The organism is Streptomyces sp. NBC_00086 (assembly GCF_026343255.1).
In the GTDB taxonomy this organism is placed as follows: domain Bacteria; phylum Actinomycetota; class Actinomycetes; order Streptomycetales; family Streptomycetaceae; genus Streptomyces.
In genome coordinates, this window is the sequence record NZ_JAPELZ010000001.1 from 5,809,173 (window position 1) to 5,834,075 (window position 24,903).

The 24,903-nt window shown below is 69.4% G+C and carries 32 protein-coding genes, 1 tRNA gene and 2 pseudogenes; 27 read left to right on the forward strand and 8 right to left on the reverse strand.

The features are described from left to right. Nucleotides 1–22 precede the first annotated feature (22 nt). The 20 genes from OG276_RS26305 (at nucleotide 23) to OG276_RS26400 (ending at nucleotide 16,011) form a co-directional block, all read left to right on the forward strand. Nucleotides 23–355, forward strand: coding sequence for an HK97 gp10 family phage protein (locus OG276_RS26305; protein WP_266909167.1), 333 nt, complete (start codon nucleotides 23–25; stop codon nucleotides 353–355). Beyond that, nucleotides 355–756, forward strand: coding sequence for a hypothetical protein (locus OG276_RS26310; RefSeq protein ID WP_266909168.1), 402 nt, complete (start codon nucleotides 355–357; stop codon nucleotides 754–756). Before OG276_RS26305 ends, OG276_RS26310 begins: the two co-directional genes overlap by 1 nt. 74 nt (nucleotides 757–830) lie before the next feature. Then, nucleotides 831–1,415: a phage tail protein gene (locus tag OG276_RS26315; protein WP_266909169.1), complete on the forward strand. Its 585-nt coding sequence runs from the start codon at nucleotides 831–833 to the stop codon at nucleotides 1,413–1,415. Between the two features lie 94 nt (nucleotides 1,416–1,509). Further along, nucleotides 1,510–1,836: a hypothetical protein gene (locus tag OG276_RS26320; RefSeq protein ID WP_266909170.1), complete on the forward strand. Its 327-nt coding sequence runs from the start codon at nucleotides 1,510–1,512 to the stop codon at nucleotides 1,834–1,836. A 65-nt stretch (nucleotides 1,837–1,901) separates the two neighbouring features. Continuing rightward, nucleotides 1,902–2,252 carry a hypothetical protein gene (locus OG276_RS26325; protein WP_266909171.1) on the forward strand — a complete coding sequence of 117 codons (351 nt, stop codon included), beginning with the start codon at nucleotides 1,902–1,904 and terminating at the stop codon, nucleotides 2,250–2,252. Between the two features lie 19 nt (nucleotides 2,253–2,271). Beyond that, nucleotides 2,272–6,558, forward strand: a complete 4,287-nt coding sequence (locus tag OG276_RS26330) for a hypothetical protein (RefSeq protein WP_266909172.1) — start codon at nucleotides 2,272–2,274, stop codon at nucleotides 6,556–6,558. Then, nucleotides 6,558–7,964, forward strand: coding sequence for a hypothetical protein (locus tag OG276_RS26335; RefSeq protein WP_266909173.1), 1,407 nt, complete (start codon nucleotides 6,558–6,560; stop codon nucleotides 7,962–7,964). The genes OG276_RS26330 and OG276_RS26335 overlap by 1 nt, the downstream gene beginning before the upstream one ends. Before the next feature lie 2 nt (nucleotides 7,965–7,966). Then, nucleotides 7,967–9,055, forward strand: a complete 1,089-nt coding sequence (locus OG276_RS26340; RefSeq protein ID WP_266909174.1) for a DUF5047 domain-containing protein — start codon at nucleotides 7,967–7,969, stop codon at nucleotides 9,053–9,055. Next, nucleotides 9,055–9,279, forward strand: coding sequence for a hypothetical protein (locus OG276_RS26345; protein ID WP_266909175.1), 225 nt, complete (start codon nucleotides 9,055–9,057; stop codon nucleotides 9,277–9,279). The genes OG276_RS26340 and OG276_RS26345 overlap by 1 nt, the downstream gene beginning before the upstream one ends. Before the next feature lie 8 nt (nucleotides 9,280–9,287). Then, complete coding sequence (locus tag OG276_RS26350) at nucleotides 9,288–9,851, forward strand: hypothetical protein (protein WP_266909176.1); 564 nt, start codon at nucleotides 9,288–9,290, stop codon at nucleotides 9,849–9,851. A gap of 9 nt (nucleotides 9,852–9,860) precedes the next feature. Then, complete coding sequence (locus OG276_RS26355) at nucleotides 9,861–11,711, forward strand: glycerophosphodiester phosphodiesterase family protein (protein WP_266909177.1); 1,851 nt, start codon at nucleotides 9,861–9,863, stop codon at nucleotides 11,709–11,711. A gap of 8 nt (nucleotides 11,712–11,719) precedes the next feature. Then, the gene (locus OG276_RS26360; protein ID WP_266909178.1) at nucleotides 11,720–12,631 is read left to right on the forward strand and encodes a hypothetical protein; all 912 of its coding nucleotides are present in this window, start codon (nucleotides 11,720–11,722) and stop codon (nucleotides 12,629–12,631) included. A 10-nt stretch (nucleotides 12,632–12,641) separates the two neighbouring features. Further along, on the forward strand, nucleotides 12,642–13,001 hold the full coding sequence (locus tag OG276_RS26365; RefSeq protein ID WP_266909179.1) for a hypothetical protein: 360 nt from the start codon (nucleotides 12,642–12,644) through the stop codon (nucleotides 12,999–13,001). A 562-nt stretch (nucleotides 13,002–13,563) separates the two neighbouring features. Further along, nucleotides 13,564–13,782 carry a hypothetical protein gene (locus OG276_RS26370; protein ID WP_266909180.1) on the forward strand — a complete coding sequence of 73 codons (219 nt, stop codon included), beginning with the start codon at nucleotides 13,564–13,566 and terminating at the stop codon, nucleotides 13,780–13,782. A gap of 125 nt (nucleotides 13,783–13,907) precedes the next feature. Then, nucleotides 13,908–14,615: a recombinase family protein gene (locus OG276_RS26375; protein WP_266909181.1), complete on the forward strand. Its 708-nt coding sequence runs from the start codon at nucleotides 13,908–13,910 to the stop codon at nucleotides 14,613–14,615. Between the two features lie 22 nt (nucleotides 14,616–14,637). Beyond that, nucleotides 14,638–15,081 carry a helix-turn-helix domain-containing protein gene (locus OG276_RS26380; RefSeq protein ID WP_266909182.1) on the forward strand — a complete coding sequence of 148 codons (444 nt, stop codon included), beginning with the start codon at nucleotides 14,638–14,640 and terminating at the stop codon, nucleotides 15,079–15,081. Continuing rightward, nucleotides 15,078–15,296 (forward strand): hypothetical protein, encoded by a 219-nt coding sequence (locus OG276_RS26385; RefSeq protein ID WP_266909183.1) that lies wholly within the window; start codon nucleotides 15,078–15,080, stop codon nucleotides 15,294–15,296. Before OG276_RS26380 ends, OG276_RS26385 begins: the two co-directional genes overlap by 4 nt. 32 nt (nucleotides 15,297–15,328) lie before the next feature. Next, complete coding sequence (locus OG276_RS26390) at nucleotides 15,329–15,589, forward strand: hypothetical protein (RefSeq protein ID WP_266909184.1); 261 nt, start codon at nucleotides 15,329–15,331, stop codon at nucleotides 15,587–15,589. A gap of 38 nt (nucleotides 15,590–15,627) precedes the next feature. Next, complete coding sequence (locus tag OG276_RS26395; RefSeq protein ID WP_266909185.1) at nucleotides 15,628–15,855, forward strand: hypothetical protein; 228 nt, start codon at nucleotides 15,628–15,630, stop codon at nucleotides 15,853–15,855. A gap of 36 nt (nucleotides 15,856–15,891) precedes the next feature. Beyond that, a tRNA-Cys gene (locus OG276_RS26400) sits at nucleotides 15,892–16,011 on the forward strand. A 28-nt stretch (nucleotides 16,012–16,039) separates the two neighbouring features. Here the strand turns inward: OG276_RS26400 and OG276_RS26405 are convergent. From OG276_RS26405 to OG276_RS26415, 3 genes are all read right to left on the reverse strand, one after another. Further along, nucleotides 16,040–16,282 carry a hypothetical protein gene (locus OG276_RS26405; protein ID WP_266909186.1) on the reverse strand — a complete coding sequence of 81 codons (243 nt, stop codon included), beginning with the start codon at nucleotides 16,280–16,282 and terminating at the stop codon, nucleotides 16,040–16,042. 177 nt (nucleotides 16,283–16,459) lie between these two features. Then, nucleotides 16,460–16,711 carry a hypothetical protein gene (locus tag OG276_RS26410; protein WP_266909187.1) on the reverse strand — a complete coding sequence of 84 codons (252 nt, stop codon included), beginning with the start codon at nucleotides 16,709–16,711 and terminating at the stop codon, nucleotides 16,460–16,462. Between the two features lie 9 nt (nucleotides 16,712–16,720). Continuing rightward, nucleotides 16,721–16,885, reverse strand: coding sequence for a hypothetical protein (locus OG276_RS26415; protein WP_266909188.1), 165 nt, complete (start codon nucleotides 16,883–16,885; stop codon nucleotides 16,721–16,723). 47 nt (nucleotides 16,886–16,932) lie between these two features. Here OG276_RS26415 and OG276_RS26420 point away from each other — a divergent pair, with 47 nt between their 5' ends. Continuing rightward, a complete protein-coding gene (locus OG276_RS26420; RefSeq protein WP_266909189.1) occupies nucleotides 16,933–17,595 on the forward strand; it encodes an HAD family hydrolase in 663 nt (220 codons plus the stop codon). Here OG276_RS26420 and OG276_RS26425 read toward each other — a convergent pair. Further along, complete coding sequence (locus tag OG276_RS26425; protein WP_266909190.1) at nucleotides 17,576–18,796, reverse strand: transcriptional regulator; 1,221 nt, start codon at nucleotides 18,794–18,796, stop codon at nucleotides 17,576–17,578. The two genes, OG276_RS26420 and OG276_RS26425, sit on opposite strands and share 20 nt — an antisense overlap. Before the next feature lie 192 nt (nucleotides 18,797–18,988). Here OG276_RS26425 and OG276_RS26430 point away from each other — a divergent pair, with 192 nt between their 5' ends. After that, a complete protein-coding gene (locus tag OG276_RS26430) occupies nucleotides 18,989–19,192 on the forward strand; it encodes a hypothetical protein (RefSeq protein ID WP_266909191.1) in 204 nt (67 codons plus the stop codon). Further along, nucleotides 19,189–19,365: a hypothetical protein gene (locus OG276_RS26435; RefSeq protein WP_266909192.1), complete on the forward strand. Its 177-nt coding sequence runs from the start codon at nucleotides 19,189–19,191 to the stop codon at nucleotides 19,363–19,365. Before OG276_RS26430 ends, OG276_RS26435 begins: the two co-directional genes overlap by 4 nt. A gap of 239 nt (nucleotides 19,366–19,604) precedes the next feature. Here the strand turns inward: OG276_RS26435 and OG276_RS26440 are convergent, their stop codons facing one another. Continuing rightward, entirely contained in the window at nucleotides 19,605–19,844 is a 240-nt protein-coding gene (locus tag OG276_RS26440; RefSeq protein WP_266909193.1) for a helix-turn-helix domain-containing protein, read from the reverse strand. 548 nt (nucleotides 19,845–20,392) lie between these two features. On the opposite strand from OG276_RS26440, the pseudogene OG276_RS26445 reads away from it, so the two are divergent. The 3 genes and pseudogenes from OG276_RS26445 to OG276_RS26455 form a co-directional block, all read left to right on the forward strand. Next, nucleotides 20,393–20,703: pseudogene (locus OG276_RS26445) on the forward strand (NUDIX hydrolase); the annotation flags it as partial. Next, complete coding sequence (locus OG276_RS26450) at nucleotides 20,700–20,912, forward strand: e9imm peptide (protein WP_266909194.1); 213 nt, start codon at nucleotides 20,700–20,702, stop codon at nucleotides 20,910–20,912. The pseudogene OG276_RS26445 and the gene OG276_RS26450, both read left to right, overlap by 4 nt. 440 nt (nucleotides 20,913–21,352) lie before the next feature. After that, complete coding sequence (locus OG276_RS26455; protein ID WP_266909195.1) at nucleotides 21,353–21,646, forward strand: hypothetical protein; 294 nt, start codon at nucleotides 21,353–21,355, stop codon at nucleotides 21,644–21,646. A gap of 109 nt (nucleotides 21,647–21,755) precedes the next feature. On the opposite strand, the gene OG276_RS26460 is transcribed toward OG276_RS26455, so the two are convergent. Next, nucleotides 21,756–22,310, reverse strand: a complete 555-nt coding sequence (locus OG276_RS26460; protein ID WP_266909196.1) for a hypothetical protein — start codon at nucleotides 22,308–22,310, stop codon at nucleotides 21,756–21,758. Between the two features lie 142 nt (nucleotides 22,311–22,452). Here OG276_RS26460 and OG276_RS26465 point away from each other — a divergent pair, with 142 nt between their 5' ends. Continuing rightward, entirely contained in the window at nucleotides 22,453–22,683 is a 231-nt protein-coding gene (locus OG276_RS26465; protein ID WP_266909197.1) for a DUF2277 domain-containing protein, read from the forward strand. On the opposite strand, the pseudogene OG276_RS26470 reads toward OG276_RS26465, so the two are convergent. Further along, nucleotides 22,647–23,452 (reverse strand): annotated as a pseudogene (locus tag OG276_RS26470) (universal stress protein). The gene OG276_RS26465 and the pseudogene OG276_RS26470 sit on opposite strands and share 37 nt — an antisense overlap. Before the next feature lie 178 nt (nucleotides 23,453–23,630). Beyond that, nucleotides 23,631–24,146, reverse strand: a complete 516-nt coding sequence (locus tag OG276_RS26475) for a hypothetical protein (RefSeq protein WP_266909198.1) — start codon at nucleotides 24,144–24,146, stop codon at nucleotides 23,631–23,633. Nucleotides 24,147–24,903: the final 757 nt, after the last annotated feature.

Consider the following 24,903-nt stretch of genomic DNA (forward strand, 5'->3'; position numbering starts at 1 on the left):
CCCAAGTTGAGGAGGTGAGGCTATGGCCGCCCGATTCAAGATGTCCAACCGCGGCGTTGGGCAGCTGCTGAACTCGCCTGAGATCGCGGCAGAGATGCTGCGGCGCGCGGAACTCATCAAGAGCGTCGCCGAGGGCACCTCGCCCGTCGGCGGTCCCGGCGACCCACACCCCGGCCAGTACAAGCGTTCCTGGTACGCCAAGGTGGAGCGCAAGGCGATCGGCCGGTCGCGCAAGAAACGTCCGGTCGGCGTGGTTGGGAACTCGGTCTACTGGGCTCGTTGGGTGGAGTGGGGAACCGAGAGGGTCCACGCCCACCACGTGCTGCTGCGGGCCGCCCAGGCCGGAGGCGACTGATGGCGGCCGTCGGCTCAGTGGACGTTGAGCTGCTCGTCATTCAGTGGCTCCAGGCGCAGCTCGGCGGTGGCGTTGTTGTCCGCGACGAGCTCGACAACGACCTGCTCGCCGAGCTGCCGACGGTTCAGGTCGAGCGGATCGCGGCTGGTGACGACGATGGGTTCCGGCTGGACCGGGCCCTTGTCGACGTCGATGTGTACGCCGCAACCCGCGGTGAAGCCGTCGTGCGGGCCACGCAGATTCGCGGCCTGCTGCTCGGCACCCTGCCTGGCTCCACCACTGGCGGCGCTGTCGTCGGCCGGGTGAGAACCCTGACCGCCCCAGGCATCCGCCCCTACGAGAACACCGGGCTCCGCCGCGTCGGGGCCACCTACGAGATCTACAGTCACCCGGTCTCCTGACCGGTCCAGGACCGCGCCGGCCCTGTCCCGACCCCGTCCGTTGGCGGGGTCTTCGCATGTAGGAGACCCACCTCATGGTCAACATCACCCGCGCCGCGGACCTGACTCAGATCGGCGCCAACGGCGGCGGCTGGGTCGCGGACGTCGGCACCGCAGCTCCCGCCACCCCGCTGACCCAGCCGGCTGCCGCCTGGAAGCCGCTCGGCTGCATCTCCGACGACGGCCTCGTGCAGGGCTTCGACGAGGACTCTCAGGAGTTCACGCCGTGGGGCCTGACCTCGCCGATCCGCACTCAGATCACCAAGAGCCTGCGCACGTTCAAGCTCACGGCGTGGGAGACCAGTCGCACCACGGTGCAGTCGCTGCAGTACCGCATCCCCGTCGCGGAGCTCTCTCCGGTCGGCAGCCTCACCAGCTTCGCGGAGACGGCCTCGCCGTCCCCGGACCGTCGGGCCTTCTGGTTCGCGATCTTCGACGGCGACACCTCGCGCGGCTTCTATATCCCCGAGGGCGAGATCAGCGACCGCAGCGACGTCACCCACAAGCAGGACCAGATGGCTGGCTTTGAGTGGACGATCACCGCCTACCCGGACGCCGCCGGCAACACCGTCTACCACGCCGACATGGTTCCGGTCACGCCCGCCTACATCGGGTCCTGACCCCCACAGCGGCGGGCAGGCCGATACCTGGCGCGGTCCCGGCCTGCCCGTCTTCACCACCACCGTGACCGCGCCCGCCTGAAAGGACCGCGCCATGACCGAGAGCGACGCCACCCCCGCCGAGGCCCAGGAGATTGAGGCCGCCGGCCACTACGTCACCGCCGATCTCTGCGGAAAGACTCTGGAGATCATCCCGTCCGGGGCCTGGAGGCAGAGCAGCATGCGACTGCTCAAGGCGAACGAGATGGACGACTTCTTCGCCGATGTCCTCAGCTCCGAGTCCTACGAGCTGTACCTCGACCTCGACCCCACCAACGACGAGCTCGGCAGGTTCCTGGACGACTCCGGTGCCGCCTCCGGTGAGCCGGTGGGAAAGTCCAGTGGACCCAGTCGGTCGCAGAGGCGCACGCGGAAGCGCTAGAAGCCGATCTTGCGCACTACTACCCGCGGGACGCCGACCAGATCGACGCCTACTACCGCGGGGAGATGACGGTCCGCCGGCTGCGCGTCCTGATCCAGGGCCTGCCACCGGAATCGGGCACGCTGACAGCCTTGCGGAACGCAATGCCGGAGGAAGAACTCGACGAGCAGGCCGAGAAGGGTGAGCCGGAGAAGGGCCGCTGGTCGCAGTCTGAGCTTCTGCTCGCCTCGGCCATAGACGCTCTTCGGCGTGTCGAGTACGTGCTGATCTGCGCCAACACGGAGTCGAAGCGTGCCAGGCCCTCACCGCCTGAGCCGATCCCGCGGCCTGGGGCGAAGACCAGGAAGCCGAAGGTCACCCTGACCGAGACCAGCGCCAACAAGCTTTTCGAACTCATCAACGGCGGCGCGGCCTGACGCGCGGGAGGGGGCTCCCGTGGCGATCACCGTGGGTTCAGTCGAGGTCGACGTCATCCCCAACACGCAGGGGATCTATAGCCGCCTCCGCGCCGGCCTCGTGCCGGCGGCCACCCGAGCCGGAGAGGACGCCGGTACTGCCGCTGGACGCTCCTTCGGCCCCGCAATGCAGCAGGAAATCGGGGCCGTCGGAGTCTCGATCGGCCAGCAGATCGGCAGCCAGATTGCCGCCCGCATCACTGCGGAGATCCGCGGCTCTCTGCGGGATGGAGTAACGCAGGGCGGCCGCGAGGCCCGCGCGTCCGCGGCCAGGCAGGGTCAGGAGACTGGCGGAGCGTTCTCCCGCAGCCTGCGCGTCCACCTGGAGGCCGCATTTCGAAGCCTGCCGCAGCTGCAGGTCGGCGCGGACACCACGCAGGCCGACTCCGACATGCAGGCCCTTCGTGCCCGCATGGAGACCCTCGCCGGACAGCGGATCGGCATCGACATCGACGCGGCTGCCGCCCGCGCGGAGATCCGACTGATCGAGGCGGAGCTCACACGCCTTGGCGCCCAGCATCCCAACGTGCAGGTCCGCGCGGACACAGCCGCCGCCCGTGCGCAGCTTGCCCTCGTACACGCCGCAATCGAGGCGGTCGACGGCCGGCGTGTACGCATCGACGTGGACACCTCCGGCGCGCTGTCCGCCATTCTCCAACTGACGGTGGCCATCGGCGGCCTGGCCGTACTACCCGCGATCCCGGTCCTGGCCGCCGGCATCGGGGCGGTCGGGTCGGCCGCGGTGGTCGCAAGCGTTGGCGTCGGAGCTCTCGCCGCGGTGGCAGTGCCCGCTTTCATCGGTATCGCCGGCGCCCTGCAGGCTCAGAAGGCTGCGCAGGAGGCCTCTACCGCGGCCACAAGCCAGGGATCTCAGGCCGGCGCTCAGGCTGCATCACGGGCTCTGCAAATGGCGGGCGCCCAGCAAGCTCTCGCATCCGCCCAGCGCAACGCGGCAGCCCAGATCGCCTCGGCGCGGGACCAGGTACAGCAGGCCGCCCGCGGCGTAGTGGACGCCGAGAGGCAGCTCGCCGACGCTCAGAAGGAGTCGACCCAGGCGCAGCAAGACCTCGTGCAGGCGAGGAAGGACGCGGCACAGCAGCTCGAAGACCTGTCGAGCCGCTACGCGGACGCCCAGTTGTCCGTCCGGGACGCCGAGCTGTCTTTGGCCGAGGCCCAGGAGCGCCGCCGCGAAGTCGAGGCGGACCCCAAGGCCACCCTTCTGGAGAAGCAGCGTGCGGCCCTCGCGGTTGAGCAGGCGACTCAGCGCCTGAAGCAGCAGACCGTCGAGACGAAGCGGCTCGCCGAGGAGCAGGCAACGGCCGCCAAGACGGGCGTCGAGGGAACCCAGGTGGTCAAGCAGGCGCAAGACCGCCTGGCCAAATCCCAGGAGACTGTCGCGGACCGCGCACGCGGCGTAGAGGACGCACAGGCGGGCGTCGCCAAAGCGCAGCAGAACGTCGCCCGCGTGTCCGCCCAGGCCGCCGACTCAATCGCATCCGCCCAGCGTCAGATTGCCTCCGCGTCCGCCTCGGCGGCCGGGGGCGTAAATCAGGCTGCCCTCGCGCAGGCGAAGTATCAGGCGGCCCTGGACAAGCTGTCTCCCAGCGCACGTGGCACGTTCAACGCTTTCCAGTCTCTCAAGACCGCATTCAAGGCCTGGTCCGAGTCGCTGCAGCCCGCTGTGATGCCGATCTTCACCCGGGCGCTCGAGGGCATCAAGAACAGCCTTCCGGGCCTCGCGCCGATCGTCCTCGCCGCGGCGAAGGCTGTGACGGGCCTGCAGGACCGCATCTCCGCCGGCTTCAAGTCGCCGTGGTGGCTGGAGTTCAAGAAGGACTTCGCTGGGTCAGTTGAGCCAGCCATCACTGGCCTGGGCATCTCCTTTGGCCGCATCTTCAAGGGCATGGCCGGCGTCATTCAGGGCTTCCTGCCGCACATGGACTCGATTTCCGAGCGGATGCAGACCATCACTGGCCGTTTCGCCAGGTGGGGCACGCAGCTGAAGGGCTCTCCGGCCTTCGAGAGATTCCTGTCCTACTCGGCCTCTATGGGGCCTGTCGTCGCCGAGACGATCGGGAAGATAGCCGGAGGCTTCTTCGACGTCGCCAAGTCTTTGGAGCCGATCTCAGGTCCGCTTCTGGCGGTGCTCGGCGCGCTGTTCCAAGGGGTGTCGTGGATCGCAACGAACTTCCCGATCGCCATCCAGCTGATCTACGGAATCTACATCGCCACGCGGCTTTGGACGGTGTCGCTGCTTGTGTGGCAGGGCGCCATGTGGCTCGCCACGACTGCTACCTGGGCCTTCAACACGGCCTTCTTTGCTGGCCCCTGGGGCTGGGTCGCCCTCGCGATCATCGCTATCGTCGGCCTTGTCGTCCTCCTGTACACCAAGTTCGACTGGTTCCGGAACTTCATCGCCGTCGTCTGGAAGGCCATTCGTGACGGAGCGGTCTGGCTCTGGGAGAACGGCATCAAGCCCGCATTTGCAGGCATCTGGACGGCGCTGAAGCTCCTCGGCACGGCAGCCATGTGGCTGTGGGAAAACGCCATCAAGCCAGCTTTCGAGGCCATCTGGCTGGCCGCTCGGACTCTCTGGGCGATCGTCGCGGTAGCCGTGATCGTCCCCCTGATTCTTTGGTTCAAGATCCTCGGCGCGATCGCGATGTGGCTCTGGGAGTCAACCTTCAAGCCTGCGTTCGAGGGCATCGCCCAGGCTGCGATGTGGCTGTGGGAGAACGCGCTTCGGCCGGTCTTCGGCTGGATCGCCGACGCAGCCGTCTGGCTGTGGCGCGAGAAGATCAGCCCCGCCTGGGAGGCGCTGAAGTCCGGCACTCGTGGAGTGGGCGAACGCTTCCGAGAGTTCTGGAACTCCTACGTCAAGCCGATCTTTGAATCGATCGCGGAGAAAGCTGGCTGGCTCTACGAGAAGGGCATCAAGCCCCACTTTGACCAGATCCAGAAGGCGGCCGGTCTAGTCAAGGACGCGTTCGTCTGGGCCAAGGACGGCATCAAAACGGCCTGGGACCAGCTGGTCGAGATCACCCGCAAGCCGGTCAAGTTCATCGTCGAGACCGTGTACAACGGCGGCATCGTGCCCGTCTGGAACGCCGTTGCGAAGATCGCGGGGCTTGGTCAGCTCGAGAAGGTCAAGTTCGCGACGGGTGGGTCGGTCTTCGGTGCTGGTACCGGCACGTCGGACTCCATTCCGGCGCTGCTGTCCAACGGTGAGCACGTGTGGACCGCCCGCGAAGTGAAGTCCGCAGGCGGGCACTCAGTGGTCGAATCCCTGCGGCAGCGGGCGCTCCAGAGTGGATCCACGTTCGCGGCCGGCGGCGCGGTCGGCATTCCGCGCTTCGCTGAGGGTGGCGTCGTCGACTGGTTGTCCGGCAAGGCCCAGCAGATCGGCGGGGCCGTGATGACGGCCTTCGACTTCATGTCGAACCCCGGCAAGGCTTGGGAAGCCGCCACGAAGGGCCTGCGGAACAAGATCGGAGAGAACCTCACCGGGAACCAATGGGCCCAGGCTTTGAGTCAGCTCCCCCTGAGGATGCTCGTGGGCCTCAAGGACAAGGTCGTCACGGCGGCCGAGTCGCTGATCGGTGGCGGAACCGCCAGCGGGTCGGTGGCCGCGGCAATGGGCTTCGCTAAGTCGCAGGATGGCAAGCCGTACCAGTGGGGAGGCGCAGGCAATCCATCCTGGGACTGCTCAGGCTTCATGTCCGGCATCGAAAAGGTCATCCTGGGTCAGTCCCCGCTCGGGCGGCTGTGGTCGACGTTCTCCTTCCAGGGGGACACGGCTCCGGCTGGCTGGCGCCGCAATTTGCGCTCCCCGTTCATGATCGGCATAACGAACGCGGGGGTCGGTCACACGGCTGGAACCCTGGCCGGCATGAACGTCGAGAGCAGGGGCGGCGACGGAGTCACCGTCGGCTCCCGAGCCCGCGGCTACAACGACTCGCTGTTCACCGATCGGTACGGCTTCGCTCCTGCTCTCGGGACGTTCGACTCAGGTGGCTTTCTGCAGCCTGGGATGAACCTCGCCTACAACGGGACGGGGCGGCCGGAGCCGGTCTTCACCACGGCGCAGGCTAGCGCGCTGACCCGGGCTGCGGCACGACCTGCCGGCCTGCAGACCGGCGGTCACGTCACCCTCGTCGTCCAGGACGGTCCCACCCTCCAGGCCTATGTCCAGGGTGTCGCCGACTCGCAGGTCTCTGCCTATGACAGGGGCCTGTCCATGCAGGGCGCAGCCGGGAGGAGAAGCTAATGCCGATCATCATCGATCCGGACATCCCGCCGCCGACACCACCTGTCGAGGTCACCTCCCCGGATGGACTCCTCACCGCCCGCCGGGATGACCCATGGGCGGGGGTCTTCCTCACCTATGACGTGAACGTTCCCCCTGCGATCAGGAACCGGGTGCTCAACCCGGCCCTGACCGTGGGCTTGACGAACACGGTGTCGGTGGGGTCGGTGACCCGTGTCTGGCAGGCGGCGGGCGGCGTCCACAGTGCTGGCCGCGTCGAGTGCACCAGCACGGGCGCCGCGTCTGGCGGCACGCTGTGGCTCATCGACACAGTCGCAGCTGGCGAGACGATCCACTTCAGTGCCTGGGTGAAGGTCCCGGGCAGCGGCCTCTCTGACGTCTATGTGATCTTCCGCAACGGAGGGACCACGCTCAGCCTCCAGTCCTTCACCCCGCCCGCGGCCGGTAGCTGGGTACGCGTGACCCGCAGCTACACCGTGGCCGTCGGGCAGACCGTCGACCGGTGCGGCGTCGGCATCATCGCCACCGGCGCTGGCACCATCTGGTCGGCGGACTCGGCGCAGGCCGAGATCGACGTGACAGCCCCCAGCAACTACGTCGACGGGTCGCTGGCTGGCTGTGCGTGGGAGGGGGCTGCGAACGCATCGGCCTCCGTCTATCCTGCTCCGCTCGACCCGGACGACATTGCCCAGGTCCGCTTCGTCCGCCAGGACCCGGGCGCCGCGGAGCCTGTGCGGGTGCGCGGTGGGGATCCGGCGTGGGCGCCCGGCGGCGTGGCTGTGGCCTACGACCATGAGGCGCCGCTGGGTGTGGCGTCCGCCTGGTACGCCTATCCGATCGGCTGGGACGGCACGGTCGGGGCGCGCTCCGATGGCGCGGCGGTCACCCTGCCCGAGCCCACACCTGTCCTTGATGTCTGGCTCAAGTCCCTGACCGATCCGGCTCTGTCGATGCTGGTCAAGGTCATGGCCTGGCCCGAGCTGCAGTACGGGGAGCGTCAGCAGCGCTTCGATGTCCTGGGGGCGTCGTCTCCGGTGATGCGGGTCGATGCCTGGTCGCTGCCCACGTCGACCGTCACGATCGAGACCGACACCCTCGATGAGCGGACCACGCTCCTGGCGCTGCTCACCTCGGGCACTACGTTGCTGGCGCAGACGCGCGCAGAGTACGGCCGGGCGGACACCTACTGGGTTCCCGGTCAGATCACCGAGGTGATGCCGGGGATCGCGTCCGACCCGCACCGGACGTGGACGGTGACGGTCACCGCGGTCGACCGCCCCACCACGGTGGATTCGCCGCTGCGGATCCCGGGCCGCTCCTACGACGACAGCGGGACCACCTGGCCGACCTACGCGGACCGCATCGCGACCGGCCAGACCTATCACGAGGTAACGACCGGGGGGTAAGCATGTGGGCTGTCTCCGCACGCTGGGACCCGGCTCTGCGGGGGGCCGCCCGCCCGGCGGCCCGCGCCACCGTCTACCCGCCGCAGGCCGCCCCCTTCGAGGCACGCCTGCTTTCCTGGTCGGTCACCTCGGACCGTACCGCCCAGGTACGCCGCACCTGCCAGGTCACCCTCGCCCCCGAAACCCCGCGCGGGCTGACCGGCGTCACCACGCTGGGCGGCTACCTGCAGCTCGACGTCGGCCTCGACTACCTCGACGGTTCCCAGGAGCTCATCCCGCAGGGCTACTTCCGCATCGACGCGGACGACACCCAGCGGCCGGACGGCGGCATCGCCATCCAGGGCTACGGACGCGAGAGAGTCATCATCGACGACGCCTTCCTGACACCCCGCACGGCATCGAATTCGTCGGCCCTCGACCTGATCGAGAGCCTGCTGCTGGAGTCGGTCCCCGACGCGGTGGTAGTGCGCCGCACCGCGCGGGACGCCCCGGTCGCCCGCACCACGTGGGAGAAAGACCGGTGGGGCGCCATCGACGGCGGCGACGCCAGCCTCGCCCGCTCCCTCGGCGTCGAGGTGTGGGCCGACGGAAGAGGCCGCTACGTCATCTCCGACGTCCCAACCCTGTCGGACCCGGTGGTGTGGACCGTCGATTCCGGCGCCGGCGGCGTGCTCGTCACCGCCGCCGCCTCGACCTCCGTGGACCGCGTCTACAACGTGGTCGTCGCGGTCGGGGACGCCAGCAATGGGAGTGCGCCGATCGGCCCGGTGATCGTGCAGGACCTGGGAGCCACGTCTCCGACCCGCGTCGGCGGGCCCTTCGGCAGGCGGGTACGGCACTACTCCTCCCCGCTGCTGGGCACCGTGGGCCAGGCCGACACTGCGGCACGATCCCTGCTGGCCAACAGCCTTGGCCTGTCGAAGGGCATGTCCTTCACGGCCGTACCCAATGCGGCTCTTGAGCCGGGCGACGTCGTCCTCGCCAGCGCCGACCAGCCCGAGCTCCACATCCTCGACAAGATCTCGCTGTCGTCGAGCGGCCCCATGTCCTGCGAGACCCGGTCCACGAAGGCCGATGACGGGAGTAGCTGATGTCCCTGATCGACGCGATCATGCCGCTGGCCTCACGGCCCACACCCGGCTCCGCTGTCGTCTCCGCAGTCAACGTGGACGGCACCGTCGACATCGTCGTCGCCGGGGCCTCCCTGACCGCCGCCTGCCTTGAGGCCTACACCGACCGGCTCGTCGACGACATCGTCTTCGTCGTCCCTGTCCGCGGCGGCTACGTCGTCATCGACCGCTTCACCACTGCCTAGGAGGCCCCGTGCCCACCACCCCGATTGGCGCGGCCCCCTACCCGGCCGGCACCGACGCCGACGACGTCCCCGCAGACCTGGAAGCTCTCGCCGTCTGGGCCAGCACCCGGACCAACATGCGCTTCGCCGACGCTGCCGCCCGCGATGCCGCCATCACCAGCCCCGTGGCAGGCATGATCGCCTGGCTGGACACCCCCGGATCCGTCACCGTCCGCACCGCGGCCGCCTGGAAGACCCTCTGGTCGGCGCTGGCATGGACAGACATCACCCTCCCCGCCTCCTGCACCACCTACGGCACCACCCCGCAAGCCGCTCTCGACGGCGGAAACTTCATCGTCCTCAAGGGCGGCATCCAGCGGTCCACCCCGGCCACCAACATCATCGGCAATGCGCTCGTCGGCACCATCCCGTCCAGCCTTGGCGTGCCCCTCAGCGGGGACTTTCCGATCGCCTCGCAGTGGCTGGCCGTCACCACCGGCCGCCTGTACGTCGCCACCAGCCGGGACCTCACCTACGTGGGGGCCGACACGGGTTTCATCAGCCTCAACGGCGTCCGCATCCCCCTCGCCTAAGGAACCGTCATGCGCTATCAGTACGGCTCCGACGGCGGATCCGTCGTCACCGACTCCGACGGCGACATCCAGGTCGCCCGGTCTGGCACCGTGTGGACGGCGAAAGCCGGCGGCTCCCAGATCACCGACATCCTCACCCTCGCCGGCGCCCCGACCGGCGGCAACGTTGTCACCGACAGCCTCGGCAGGCTCGCATTCCAGGGCCCGGACGATGTCACGGCGACCCTGTGGTGGGACTCGGCGGGCGGTACCCGCTGGGCAGTCCTGCCCACGGAGACGGACCGCATCGCCCGCCTGCAGGTGGAGACTTACGGCGTCCTCGCCTCCGCGGTCGGCGCACCCGGCGGTGTCGCTGAGCTCGACGGATCCGGAGATGTCCCGCAGTCCCAGCTCCCGGACCTGTCGGCGTCCTACGTCGCCTACCCGGCGGGCGGCCAGGCCGGCGACACCCTCGTCCGCGGCTCGGGCAGCAGCGTCTCCTGGGGCAGGCTCACCGCAGGCACCATCGCGCCCTGGGATGCCCTCGAAGACCTGACCGGGCCCCGGTGGATCGCGCACCGCGGCGGCGCTCTCCTCGCCCCCGAGAACTCCATCGAAGCGATGCGCATGTCGTGCGAGCTGGGCGCCGACGCTATCGAGATCGACGTCTACAAGGTCGTCGGCGGCGGACTTTTTGTCATGCATGACACGACCGTCGACCGCACCACCAACTTGACGGGCACGCAGGCCACCGCGCTCACCGTCCCCGCGGCACTCCGCGGCCGGATCGACGCCGGCACCTGGTTCGCAAACACGTGGCCCTCCGACCTGCGGATCCCGCTCTTCGCCGACGTGCTCGCCGAGGTCGGCAACCGGATCCCGATCATCGTGCACTGCAACAACACCGGCTCCGGCGCGTCGGCGGTCGCCGAGATCCTCCGCCAGGAGATGGAGCAGTCCGTCTGCATCATGGCGTGGACCGAGGGGGAGCTCGTCGCTGCACGGGCCGCTGGCATCCCCACCGTGCTCCTCGACGCGGACGGGGTCCTGTCCGGGCAGACCTACGCTGGGCTCCTCGCGGCCGGCACCGGCTACCTCGGCGTCGATGCGTCCTCCGCCACGAACGCCACCATCAACGCGGCTGCTGCGGCCGGCCTGCGCGTCATGGTCTACACCGTGAACCGGCGCACCACCTACGCCGCCCTGGCGGGCGGCGGATCCGTGTGGGCCGTCATCTCCGACGACCCCTGGTACGTGCGCGGCACCTCCGCACTCCGCGCCTCCGACCTCTTTGCGGCTGGCACCTTCCATCACGGTATGCCCGCGATCCCCGACCTGGTCGACTACCGCGGCGCCTTCACCATCGGCTCGCCCAACTGGTGGGGGCTCGACGCCTCCGGCACCGTGATTCCCGAGATCAACACGAACAGCGGCTTCGGCGCGGTGGGCCACTTCTACCTCGGGCCGCTCGCCAGCAACTTCACCATGGACTTCGACTACGTCATCGACACCACGGACTACAGCTCGGCATCCCTGCAGGTGTACCTCGGCGTCGGTGACCTCCCCTTCGACGACCAGGGCACCGACACCGCCTGCAACGGCTACAACATCCTCGTCCGGCAGTCCGGGACGATCGACGTCTACCGCGTCACGGCCGGCGTACCCACGAGCATCGGCACGGTGGCGACCGCCGCGATCACGACCGGCACCACGCAGCATCTGCGGATCCAGCTCACGGCCACGCAGATCATCGTGACCCGGACCAATATCGCCCCGACCAACTCGGTCACCGTCACCAACTCGACCTACCGGGGCGGCATGTACCCCGCCTTCGGCGTCCGCGACACCAAGACCCGTTGGGCCAACGTCGCCATCACCTAGGAGGCCTCATGCCTGAGCTCTGGATGCCCGGCGCCACCCGCCTCGACGTGGGTGACCACGCGCCCACCGACGGCGGGAAGCCCAAGGCCATCGCCCACATCACGTGGGACGACAACGGCACCGCCGCCAAGCCCATCGACCTCGTGCCCTACGAGCGGCTCGTCGACTGGTTCGGCCGCAACCCCACGGGCAAGAAGGCCGCACCCCACATCCTGTGGGACCCGTTCACCGGCCGCATCACCCAGTTCCTGCCCGCCGACTCCCGCTCCAAGAGCCTGGCCGACAGCGCCGGCGGGACACGCACGAACCGGGCCGGCAGCATCGTGATCCAGGTGGAGACGCTCTTCTTCCCCTACTGCCGCGTCAACGGCACGACATACGCGCGGCTCGTCGATACGCCCTGCAAGGGCTGGCAGCAGCTTCTCGCCTGGGTCCGCTCTTGGGGAGTCCCGGACACCTGGCCGATGGGCCGCCCCACCGACTTCACAGCCCGCCGCTCCGAGAGCGTCTGGGCCAACCAGGGCGGCTGGTACGCCCACGCCCACGTCCCCGAAAACGACCACCAAGACCCGGGCAGCTGGCCCGCGTTCGCAACGTCCGAGGAGGACGACATGGATGCCACTCAGGCCAAGCAGCTTGCCGAGCTCCACAAGGCGACCGTCCCGTTCATGGGCTGGCAGTACCGGGGTGACGGAGCAGACCGCGATGCCTACGGCGACCTCCGCACCGCGGCGGCCTCAGCCGGCGATGCAGCCGCGAAGGCTAGCCAGATCCTGGCGAAGATCGGCACCCCGCAGCCCGTAGCCCTTACCCCCGAGCAGGTCTCGGCCATCGCCGACAAGCTCGCCGCGTCCCCGACCCTCGCCGAGCAGATCGCCGAGAAGGTCACCGCCAAGCTCGCCACCCGCCTCCAGTCCTGAAAGGGCCACCGTGAAGATTTTCAACCGCGAGCCAGCACTCTGGCTCGGCCTCGTCGCCATCGGCGTCAAGCTCCTCGCCGCGTTCGGCATGAACGTGACCGCAGACCAGCAGGCCGTCATCAACGCCGTCGCCGCAGCCCTCGTCGGCCTCGCGCTCGCCGTCATGGCGCACGATGCTGTCGGCGCCGCGGTCCTCGGCTTCGCCCAGGCCGCCCTCGCGCTCGCCGTCGGCTTCGGCCTCGACTGGTCCGCGGAGCAGCAGGCCGTCGTCCTCGCTGCTGCTGCTGCGGTCGTCGCCATGTGGGACCGGACGCAGATCACCGCGCCCGCGCCGGCCGCCGCGGTGGCCCGGCCGCTCTCGGGCGTGTAGGTGCGGCGCCGTGTGGTCCGGCGGCTCAAGCGTCAGCTGGGCCGCCGCGGCGCCACCCTCACCCCATTCGGGGTGGTCTGGATCCTCTACGGATACAGCATGATCTCCCAACCCCAGGCCGCCCTCCGCGGCCTGCCCCTCCTGCTTCAGCGCGTACCGCTGGACGTGTGGGGCTGGGCTTGGATCGTCACGGGGGCCGTGGCGCTCGTGTATGCGTGGGCCCCGCCGGGCCGTGACGCTGTCGGGTTCGTGTCCTTGGTCGTGGTTGTCGTGCCATGGACTACGGGCTACCTCGCCTCTTGGCTCCTAGGGGAGTACCCCCGGGGCTGGGTTGCGGCAGCGGTGTGGACGGGCGTAGCCGTCCCAATCATGGTGGCGCTGGGGTGGCCGGAGCCGGCCCAGCCGAAGAGAGTGGGCCCTCCGTATGAGCATGAATCCTGAGACGGTCGCCTCGATCGCGGTAACCGTGGTCACGGGGGTTACGGGGGTCTGGGCTGCCCGTGCCGCGAGGCGGACTCCACGGCAGGAGAAGCGTGACGACTTCGCTGCCGTCACTGACCGAATGAACGGCGAGATCAGCCGCCAGGGCCTGCGTATCACCGAGCTTGAGACCACCACCGGAGTTCAGAACCGGCGCCTCGAGGGCGCCGGCGTCGCCATCGCCTACCTCATCGGCCGAGTCCGCGAACTCCACGGCTACATCCGCTCCGTCGGCATGGAGCCGCCGACCGCCGAGCCGATCCCCGAGAAGGCGCGCGAGTTCATCCACCACGACGTGTGAGAGAACTGGAGTGCGAACAGCCCCACCGCTACGGCGGTGGGGCGTTTTGCTGTTTCCCTGACTTCTCTGCGACCTGCACTGTAAGCTTTTCCACGGAAAGACTTACGAGTTCTGGGAGTTGACCGGTGAAGCTTGTCGCTTATGTCCGCGTGAGTACGGCCGGACAGGTCTCCGACGGCTACGGCCTCGGTGTGCAGGAGCAGGCCGTCAAAGCGTGGGCCAAGGCCAACGGTCACCGCATTCTGAAGCTCATTCGCGAAGAGGGAGTGAGCGGCGCCACGGAAGCCGTGGATCGGCCAGGCCTGTCGGAAGCGTTGCTCGCGATTCGGGAACGCGAGGTGGAAGGACTTCTCATCCCGCGACTTGACCGGCTCGCTCGAGCCCTCACCGTTCAGGAGGCAACCCTTGCGATCGTCTGGCGAGACGGCGGTCGCATCTTCGCTACGGACACAGGCGAGATCGTCCGAGACGATCCGGACGACCCCATGCGCACGGCCATGCGTCAGGTCGTGGGTGTGTTCGCCGAACTCGACCGACGCATGGTCGTCAAGCGGCTCCGCGACGGACGCGCAGCCAAGGGCCTCGCAGGCAAGAAACATGTCGGTGCATACGCCTACGGCACCCACGGCGTTGGCGAGGGTCGCGAACGCGACGCAGGACTCAATCCTGCCGAGGAAGCGGCCCACGCCCTGATGCTCGGACTTCGCCGAGCGGGAAACTCATACCGCCAAATCTGTGAGGCGCTCCACGCCGAAGGGCATCGCCCGCGCCGTGCCAAACAGTGGCACCCCATGGTCGTGCGTGCGGTATGCCAGCGCGCCGGCCTCAACTAGAGGCCCAGCCCTGAGGAGTGGCATGAAGTACGACACCTCATCACTGCGCAAGGACACTGACGAGGATGACTTCCCCTATGCCGACAGGACGGTGACCTTCGTCCATGTCGACGGATCCGGGAAGGTCTGGAGCGACCACACCAAGACAGGCAAGATCGCCATACTGAACGACTGGCGCCCCGACGAACTGCTCGTCGCCACCTGGACCGGCGCCCGCCGCAGCGACACCTTCAGCGTGAACTTGAAGGCGGCACGCAAGGCCCTCTTGGGAAGCGCCGAACCTCGACGATCGACGAGCCAGGTGCGCAGGCGCGGACTGGGGCCCCGCCAGATACAGATCATCCAGCAGATGCACGCCGAGCTCGACACCGACGGCAAGCGCAAGTACACAGCTCAGCAGATCGCCGATGAGTTCGGCGTCAGTCGGCCCACCATCTACCGCCACCTCGAGAAGGAGAAGTCATGAGCGTCGAGGTCTACCTGCACTTTCCCGACGGCGCCGCCGGCGACGGGGGCGACCGCACGGTGACGCTGGCCGCTCTTCCATGTCGCGGTGACACCATCGAATGGGACGGCGAAGACGGTTACAGCGAGTGGGTCGTCACCAAGGTCGCGTTCACGGCTCGCCCGGACGTGACGGGAAGCGTCGGCCTGTACCTCTCTCCGGTGCCCAGCGAGTAGTCGAACGTTATGCGTTACCGAGAGGAGGACCCATGCAAGGAGACCTGACCCAACGCATCTACAGGGCCGCGCACGCTGCCGGGCCGGGAGCCACCCGCGAGGAGGTGGCGCAAGCCGTGTGCCTCGAGCTGAGCGCCTGGTGCGAGGAGGAGGCTGCGCTCTACGGCGCCAAGCTGACCTCGAGCCGGCGCGGGATCCGAGCGCCCAGCCCTGGCGATCGGGCTCACCGTGAAGTCATCGAGCAGCTGGCCGACCATCTCGCCCGCGTCGGTGACGCTGCCGCGCCAGCCTGACCGCCCTGCCACACTGGAGCCACCCCGAAGGAGGCGCCATGCCGTACCGCCCGTACCCGAACGCCCACCGCGCCCTGCGTCAGCTCGACCGGCATCATGTCCCGCAGCCGGTGCCAGCCTCCGAGCTGACCCTCCGGCTGAGCGAGCAGGCCACGGCGTGCCTGGCCGCAGCCCACGAGGCCCTGCTCCCGTTCAGGAAGATGGTCGAGCGGCTCCAATCTCAGCCGTACCCGAAGTCCGGCCAGTTCGCGCTGCTTGACTCCTGATCCCTGCCCGCTGTCGGCGCCGCGTGCCACACTGGCTCTGCGGTAGCTCAGCGGCCAGAGCTGCCCAGGGAGTAGGGATCGAGGCCCGCCGCCCGGCAACGGGAGGCAAGTGGCACCCCCTGGGTGCAGGCGCCGGTTCGAGTCCGGCCCGCAGGTCGATCGCGACGACCACAGAGCCCCCACCTCAGGGTGGGGGTTCTTCGCTGTCCTCGTAGGCATGCGGCCTCCCGCCCTGCCAGGCGATGGCCGCCGAGTCACCAAGGACCATGTCGTCCGGGTCGGGCAGGTCGATGCGCCGCAGGAACTCGATCAGGTCCCGGTCGCTGTAGGCGACGCCGAGGACGGTGTCGACACCGCCAATCCGGATCACGACCCGCCGGCCACCCGTCGGGGAGATCCGGTGCACGAGGATCGGCGCACGGTCCATCTCTCCAGCCTGCGTCGTGCTTGCCGAACCGGCATCCCGGGGGCCAGCCCGTTGTCAGTGGCTGGGTCTAGCGTGGACACATCATCCGCGAGCAATCCCTGACCCGCGGGGACCCTGCTGGGCTGCAGGTGCACGAAACCGCCCCACCGGAACAGCGCCCGGTGGGGCGGAGTGCTGTCAGCTGTCGGCTGGCTCCGGATGCAGAGCCGCCTTGACGACCTTCTTCTCCACGTCGAACCGATTCAGCCCGTGCACCTTGGCGTGCTCGGTCACCGCTGTATTGAAGGCGGCTGCCGCCTCCAGCCAGGGCGCCCATCGTTCGACCGAGTACTCCCCGGCCTGCGCTTCCGCCCGGGCCGCTTCGCTGGCGAGCTTCAGCTCGACCAGCCGTGCTCGACCTGCTGCTTCGTCTACCTGTTCGTCTGCCACGGCCGGATCCTAGGCGGCAGGTCTGACATCAGCCCGGATCGCCGCCGCCCACTCCGCGAGAAGCTCCTCGTACCGGACATCCCCGGCCCGGCCCGCGGCGACGAGCGCCCGGATCTCGCGGTTGATCTCCGCGAGAGGGCGCACAGGGCCACGGCCAGGAGGGGTGGGGGACATGCCGCACAGGATATCGGGCTGCACCCACACGGCCGTAGGGTGTGGCCATGATTCGAGCTGTCGTTTTCGATGTTGGTGAGTGCCTGGTCGACGAGACCCGCGAGTACGGCACTTGGGCTGACTGGCTGGGCGTCCCCCGCCACACCTTCGCCGCCATGTTCGGCGCTGTCATCGCCCAGGGCCGCGACTACCGCGAGGTCTTCCAGCCCTTCAAGCCCGGTTTCGATCTGACCGCCGAACGGGAGGCGCGCGCCGCCGCCGGCAAGCCCGAGCACTTCGACGAGAGCGACCTGTACCCGGACGTTCGGCCCGCGCTCGCCAAGCTCCGCGCCGACGGGCTGTGGCTGGCCATCGCCGGCAACCAGACGGTGCGGGCGGGCGGGATCCTCCGCTCACTGTTCACCGAGGACGTCGACCTCATCGGCACCTCAGACGACTGGGGCGCCAGCAAGCCCGACATCGCCTTCTTCGAGCGCGTCGCCGACGTCGTCCCCTACTCCAACGACGAGATCCTCTACGTCGGCGACCGAGTCGACAACGACCTCCGCCCCGGCCAGCAGGCCGGCATGCACACGGCGCTCATCCGCCGCGGCCCGTGGGCCACCATCCAGTGGGACACCGAAGAAGCGAAGAAGCTGCCGACGTTCCGCGTCGACAGCCTCCTCGAGCTCCCCGCCCTGATCGCAGAGTTCAATTCGCGAGAGCGCTGAGCATCGCACCCCAGCTGTAGAGCCGGTCATCGAGGGTGCGGACGCACGGCTCGCTCTGCCACGGAGCGAGCTCGCGCCGTACCTCCCGGACCCGCTCCATGCCCGTCGCGTACCAGTGCGTCTCGAGCAGGTCCAGGGCACGGACCGCGTAGTCGCAGGCCGCTTCGGGGTGGCCGGCTGCCGCCTCGACCGCGGCAAGGTCGCCGAGGACTACGGTCCGCTGCTTGTCGGCGTCCGCGGGGAGGTCCTCGAGGACGCCGAGGAGCGTCTCGCGGGCCTGCGGCAGGTGCCCGGCACGCAGTTGAGTGTTGCCCTTGAATGCAGCGAGGCGGACTCCGCTGAACCAGTCCATCCAGTCGGGGCTCGCCTCCTCGCCGCCGGCTTCGAGGATGTCCTCGCCGTGCGCGATCAGGTTGAGTGCAGCCCGCGTGTTGCCGCACCGGGTCTCGCACTCCGCCTCGACCGCGTCCAGCCACGCCAGGAGCTCGGCCGAGGCTGGCCCGCGGCGGGCGGAGGTACGCGCCATCGCCATGCGCTCCGAGGCGCCAGCCCGGTCACCGGCCCAACCGGGCACGAACGCGGTGTGCGCGAGGATCGCCGCACCCAGCAGCGCATCGTCAGCGTCCCCTGCGGCCTGCAGCGCGCGCAGCCACGTCTCCCGCGCCCGGCCCGGCTCGTTGAGGTCGAAGAACTCGATGCGACCGGCGAGCAGCCACGACTCGGCGAGCGCCGACGCCACGGCCTTGCGGATGACGCCGGACGTCGCGGGCAGGAGAGCGCCGCCCAGGGTGGCGTGCGCTGAGACCGCCGGGTGCAGGGTGGCAGGCGCGACAGTCCAGTACAGGCGGCGGTGGGCGCGCGTGACCGCCGCGAACGCCGAGGCCGCACTCGCCGGCTGCACCGCGTTGGGCACAGCCATCGGTGCCGCGGGCGGCGTCCGCAGCACACGGCCCGTGTCCGGCCCCGTGGGGGCGGAGGGGAAGCCGAGCTCCTCGATGCTGGTCACGCCCAGCAGCTCGACGAGCGCGCGCTGCAGGTCCAGGTACGGGAGCGGCGGCGCGTCGGACTCCCACCGCCGTACCTGCCGGGAGCTCACACTCAGGCCGCGGGCTGCCAGGGCGTCGGCGAGATCCTGCTGCGAGCGGTATCCCGCTGCCTGACGCGCAGCCCGGAGGCGTGCATTGCCTAGCGGTCGGGACATCCCAACCTCCATACGTTGTAGGGGCGGTGGCAAGTCTGGCAGTCCGACCGCTACCAGGCCACGCATCACCCACACGAGCGCACAGACGTCCGCTTTACGGCCACAAAGAGGCCGCTCGATGTCCTCGCCATACGTCCGCTAAGAGGCCACGCTGATCCCCACCACCCGCTGAGACCGGCAGGGAGCACCCCCGTGGCACCACCAATCACACCGCACCCCTTACCCGCGCTGTCGACGCTGACCGAGCAGCAGGTCCGCGGCACCGCCTGCGTGTACTGCGGGATCCATCTCGACAACGGGGACGCCGTCGACCTCGGGGAGCGCCCGATCTCCCGAGCCGGGCAGCGCAGCCGCTGGTTCCCCCGGGCCTGCCCCCAGCACGGGACCGCGGCGTGACCGCCGGACGGATCTGCTGCGAGTGTCAGCAGGCCATCGTCGGCGAGGCCCGCGAGATCGTGCGGCACAGCGCGTCGGGCGTCCGCCCCAACGACTACGTGCACGTGGACCCCTGCCCGCCGTGGCGCCCGAGCCGGTCCCTCGTGGCCCGCTACCTGCCGCGCCACCCCTAGACCCCCGCCTCTCCGGCCGCGGCGGCAGCGGGAGAGGCGGGTATCCAGCCATTCGCATCGGAGTTCACTCGCATAAAGATTCGTGCGAACGTTCGATCGATCAGGAGTCAATCGGTGGGTAGGGCCTGACTGTTGGTGACGTCTTCGCAGGTGGCAGTTGCATATATGCGGAGAACCACTAGAAACCCGTGCATGAGGCAGGCAGACTGGGGCAATCGCACAGCGTGGCCGAAAGGTCTCTATGCGTTTGGCGGCAGCAAACTCTTCACCGATACGCGGAGGACGCAGGCGATGCGCATGAGGTTGCTGAACTTGGCGTCTGTCGTTCCACGCTCGATGCGCTGGATCGTGGACCTGTCGATGCCGGCCCGCTCCGCCAGTCGCTCCTGTGTCAGGTTCTCCTGAAGGCGTGCCACTCGGACGCGGTCACCCAGGGCTATCTGAGCTTCACGAATCCACTGATCTTGATCACCTGGCACCAGCCCAGGTCAGCTCAACAAGATCAACTTGTCAGCAGCAGAAAAGAAGCATCTTGTGATCAATGTCGATCGGTCGGCCGATCGGCGCATCCGCTTGGGCGGCCCGCCGTTGTGCATGGAGGGCTGCCCACCCAAGACGTGTCGGGAACTGCCCCGTGGACTAGCCCCCCTTACGGGTACCCGGCACAGCGTCCCCCGATCCGCTACCGTGGATCGGGGGACGCGTCATTTGCCCTCTCACCTGCAGCGATGAACGAGGTGAGTGGGAGCCAAATGGGAGTGGACCTTGCGCATCGAAACGACTTGAGGCGACTTGAATCGTCCGGAACCGACCGGAGGCGTCGAGGTTTCTGCAGGTCACGCTACGTGCGGACCTCTGATCAGGTGACATCCAACCGGTGAGGCGCCTCTTACAAAGCAGATGTCGGCGGTTCGAAACCGTCCGCGCCCACCAGCGAAAAGACCCCCCGCCGATCATGGCGGGGGGTCTTTTGCATCCACATCTGACACCAACGGGAGCGGATCGGGAGCGCCTCCCGCCCTCCTGAATCGAACTCGCCGAGTCACCCGGGGCCGGCGTCCGCCGCGAAGTCCTGGAAGAGACGGGCGTCGAGGTCGAGGTGGACGAGCTCACAGGGGTCTACGAGAACACCGTCGCCCTGGTTCCCGCTGCAGGCTGTCCGGCGGCACGGAGCGCACCTCGGCGGAGTCGACGGCAGTCGCATGGCTCGCCCCGGAGGAAGCCGCGGAGCAGATGCCCGAGGTCTTCGCGATCCACCTCCTGGACGCCTTGGACGCCTTGGACGACTCAGGCCCTCAAGTCCGCAGCCACGACGGCCGCCAGCTCTTCACGTCATGACCCGCGACGAGGCCGTGCTGCCGGCCCGGCAACTCATGGCTGCCGCTCCGGAGACCGAAGCTGAGGGCGGCGCGATCCTCGAAGCGCTGGAACGGGGTCTGCGGTGCCCACATATCAGCGACTACACCTTCTACCCGGGGCCCGGTCGGCACCCTTCCGCCGAGCAGGTCGTCGAACGAGCGGTGTCCTACGGCCCGATTGCGCTCTGATCCCGAGGGCATGCGGTAAGAGTTTCCCTACTTCATCAAGGGCACTTCCGCCGCCAAGGCGGCGTCGCGCGCCCGTCGCCCCGGGCCTGCGCTCCTGTCTACGCCCCGCTCCAGCCCGGGACGCCGGCCGCGCGCCAATGGCTAAGGACTCGATGGGGGAGGGCCTGGCCTGATCGGTCGGCTACCTGCCAAGACTGATGCCTCCGGCGGGGGCGCCGTGCGCGGGTGCCGGTGGATCGTGGCGAGCGTGGGGGGCTCCCATCCCATCTGCCATCGACCCAGGCAGAGCCGAGCAGACACGGGTCCTGGCGTCCAGGTCGTTCGTACAGTGGCGCGCTCCACCTGGACGCCAGGACCCGCGCCTGCTCCACGGTGTGTGGGTCGACGGCAGACGGGATGGGAGCTGGGCAGAGTGGTGGGTTGAGGGGGAGGATGCCGCCATGGCAGATGCACCGAGGCGCCCTCTCAGCGAGCTTCGACAAGGCGAGACCGTCCAAGCAACGATTACCAGTCACCAGCCTTACGGCCTCACGGCAGAGCTCAACGAATACGAACCGGTGGGCGCCTCGATGGATACGATTCGCCGCAGCAGCGAGCCGGGAGTGAAGCGGCTCGTGCTGGAGCTGCCGCCCGTGGGGGCGACTGTCGACCTAGTCATAGGCAAGGTCCGCGTCTGGGATCACAAGCCGTGGATATGGGTCGACCTCACGGCACCCAGTCCCGTCGAAGACTGACCGTGCCCCCGGCGTGCCCGATCGAGCGGGGAATACCGGGGAACGACGGTCATGCACGGACAGCGCACAGCACGACAGCCCCTGACCGATTTACCTGGTCAGGGGCCGTTCACCTGCGGTGGGTGTGGGATTTGAACCCACGGGCTGCCTCTACGAAGGCGTCGCGGCTGGCCCGGGCCTCTATTCGGCGCTGGTTCGTCCGTGCTCGATGGTCTGCGCTCTGGGCAGGATAGCCGGAGTGCGTGGTGTCGTTCAGTCGGCGGGTCGCGCTCCAGAACGCGTTCACTGCCTCGTAGAGCTCCCGTACGGCGGCGCCGACTGCTGGGGGGCCTTCCAGGAAGGCCACGTGCATCGTGCTCAAGAGCACTGCACGGTCTGCCCTTGCCTCATCCAGTAGCTGAGTGAACGCATCCGTGTCGCCGGCGACCGAGACCATGTCGCCGACCCTGCTGTGCAGTACTGCAGCGGCCTTCGCGAATTCGGCGTACGACTGGCGGCGCTGCTGGTACCTGTGCTCGACCTGCGCATGCCGCAGCTGGGCGGCCTGCATCTCACGGTTCAAGCGGGCTTGCGTTCTGGCGGCGACCGTGGTGAACCAGCCGGTGGTTGCGCTGGCCACGACGGCCGAGCCGGCAGCGATCACGGCCGTCCAGGTGGCATCCATCGTGCCGAGGGTAGGCGTGGTCTGATCCGGGGATGGCGTGGTTGTTGTGATTGGTCGGCGGTGGCCATCGGCTGAGCACCCATGGGCTGCTCGCGCCGTTCACGGCCGTGACGGGGTGGTTGGTGGGCGGGATAGTGGGGGTATGTGCCGATCGATTAAGACGTTGCGTCCGCCCGCGATTCCGGAGAAGGCGACCGAGGAGGAGATCCGGGCCGCCGCCTTGCAGTACGTGCGGAAGGTGTCCGGTTTCAGGGCGCCGGCCGCGCACAACCAGGAGGTCTTCGACGCCGCTGTTGATGCGGTCGCGGAGGCTACGAGGGAGCTGCTGGACGGGATTCACGTGAGGGGGGCGGGGGCGGCCGTGGCCGGGTGAGGGTCAGGCTGCTGCCGGGACGGCGGCCTCCTCCGGGGGACCACCGCCACGGGGCAGCCGGTGTGGAGCAGTACCGCGTTGGTGACGGAGCCCAGGCGCCGGGAGAGCGGGCGCTTGCGGTGGCGGCCGATGACGATGAGGTCGGCGGCCCGGGAGGCGGCGACCAGGTGGCCGGCCGCGTCGCCGGGCGCCGACAACTGCTCGATCTCCACCTCCGGGAACCGTTCGGCGTACGGGCGCAGGTGCGCGACGACGACCTGGAGCCGGGCCCCGCGCCGGGCCGCCGCGGAAGGCGAAGTCGGTGGTGCTCGGGTCGGGGGCCGCGCTGTTGAGGTCGAGTACGACCTGCCCGTTCGGGTCGTGCACCGGCGGCTCGGCGCGCGGGACGACCACCACGGGGCAGGCGGCCTGGCCGGCGCAGGCCATGCCGTTCGAGCCGAGGAGGAGGCTGGCGAAGCCGCCGCGGTCGCGCGAGCCGAGGGCCATCAGCTGGGCGCCCTCGCTCGGGGCCGGCAGTACCCGGTCGGGGGAAGTCCGGCATGGCCGTCGAGGGCCTCTCGGACCCGGATCAGTACGGGGTCGTCGTCGAGGCCGGGCTCGGCGAAGGCTTCGGACAGGGCTGCGCCGATGCTGTTTATGGAGAGGCGGGCGTGCGCGATGCGCAGCGGGGATCCCGTCATCAGGGCCTGGGAGATGGCCCATTCCAGGGCCCGGTGCCGTTCGCGGAACCGTCGACGGCGGCGATCACCGGGCGCGGGCTCTGGTCCATGGCGGGCTCCTCGGGAGGCAGCGGTGCGTGGACTCAGCCTTGCGGGAGGGGGCTCCGGACGGGAGTGGGGAAGGTCCCGAACGGGCGGGACCCTCGGCCACTCCCGTTGAGGGGAGGGGAGGGAGAGGGAGTGGGGGAGGGGAGCACGGGTTCGGGGTGGGTGGGGCGGTGGGTCGGGTCAGGAGGCGTGGCCCGTGCGGCGGCGCAGGATCCAGGCGCCCGCGCCCAGGGCGCCGGCTACCAGGGCGCCGCCGACGGCGATCTGGCCCGGGCTCATGGAGCCGACGCTGCCGCCGAGTCCGCCGCGGGCGGCGCCCGGGGTGATGTTCAGCGCCACGGTGACGCGCTCGCCGCCGGGGCCGCCGCACTCGAAGGTGACGGGATGTGAGCCGGCGCTGATGTTCCGGGAGGTGGTGGCCGCGCCGAAGAGGTTGGTGGCCTCGGCGTTGCCGGGGGTCAGCCAGACGTCGCCGAAGGCGCGGGAGGTGGCCTTGCCGGTGCGCGTGCCGCAGCCGGTGACGTTGAGACTGACCCGGCCCCCAGGGGCGACGTTGGTGGGGGAGACGCTGCCGGAGGGCTGCGCCTGGGCGAGGGTCGGTGGCGCGGCCGCGGCGAAGGCGACGGTCGCGGCGGCGACGGCCAGCAGGCGGGGGAGGGGGCGGTACCGGCGGGGGCTGTGGGGGGTGGCGGGCATGGAGAGGACTCCTCGGGCTCCGGGAACGGCGCGGCGCGGATTCGAGTACGCACCGTTCTCTGGACGCTAGGAGCCCGGCGCGGCCGCGGCGATCGCTGCCGGGTGAACGGGTGAGCCACTGCTCCGCTCGGGGGAGGCGGGCGGACTGGGCGGCGGGGGCGCGGCGGGGGCGGGCGCCGACGGTGGCCTGTCCGGGACTGGAGCCGGAGCCGGGGGATCGGAGTGGGGCACAGGTGGGTGCTGGTGCTGGTGCTGGTGTCGGTGGTGGTGGTCAGGGTGTGGGCCGGTGGGGCCGGGTGTGTGGCCTCTTAGGTGTGCGGGGCTGCGGCGATCGATGCCGGGTGAGGGCGGCTGAGCCGCCGTTCCGCCCGGGGAGGGGCGTCGGAAGCGTGGCCGGGGCCGTGCGCCAAGAGCCCGCGGCGGCTTGTCGAGGGAGTGAGCCCGGGGCGGTGGGGCCAGCGAGGGCGGGCTCGGGGTTGTGCGGCCGAGGGGATCCCGCGCGGGGGTGGTCGGGGAAGGGCTGCTGGAGTGGCGGGGGTGAGTGTGGGCGGGCTCGGGGCTGTGCGGCCGAGGGGATTTCGCGTGGGGTTGGTCGGGGGAGGGCGGCCGGAGCGGCCGGGGTGAGTGTGGGCGTGCTCGGGGTTGTGCGGCCGAGGGGATCCCGCGCGGGGTTGGTCGGGGAAGGGCTGCTGGAGTGGCGGGGGTGAGTGTGGGTGGGCTCGGGGTTGTGCGGCCGAGGGCATGCAGTGCGGGGTTG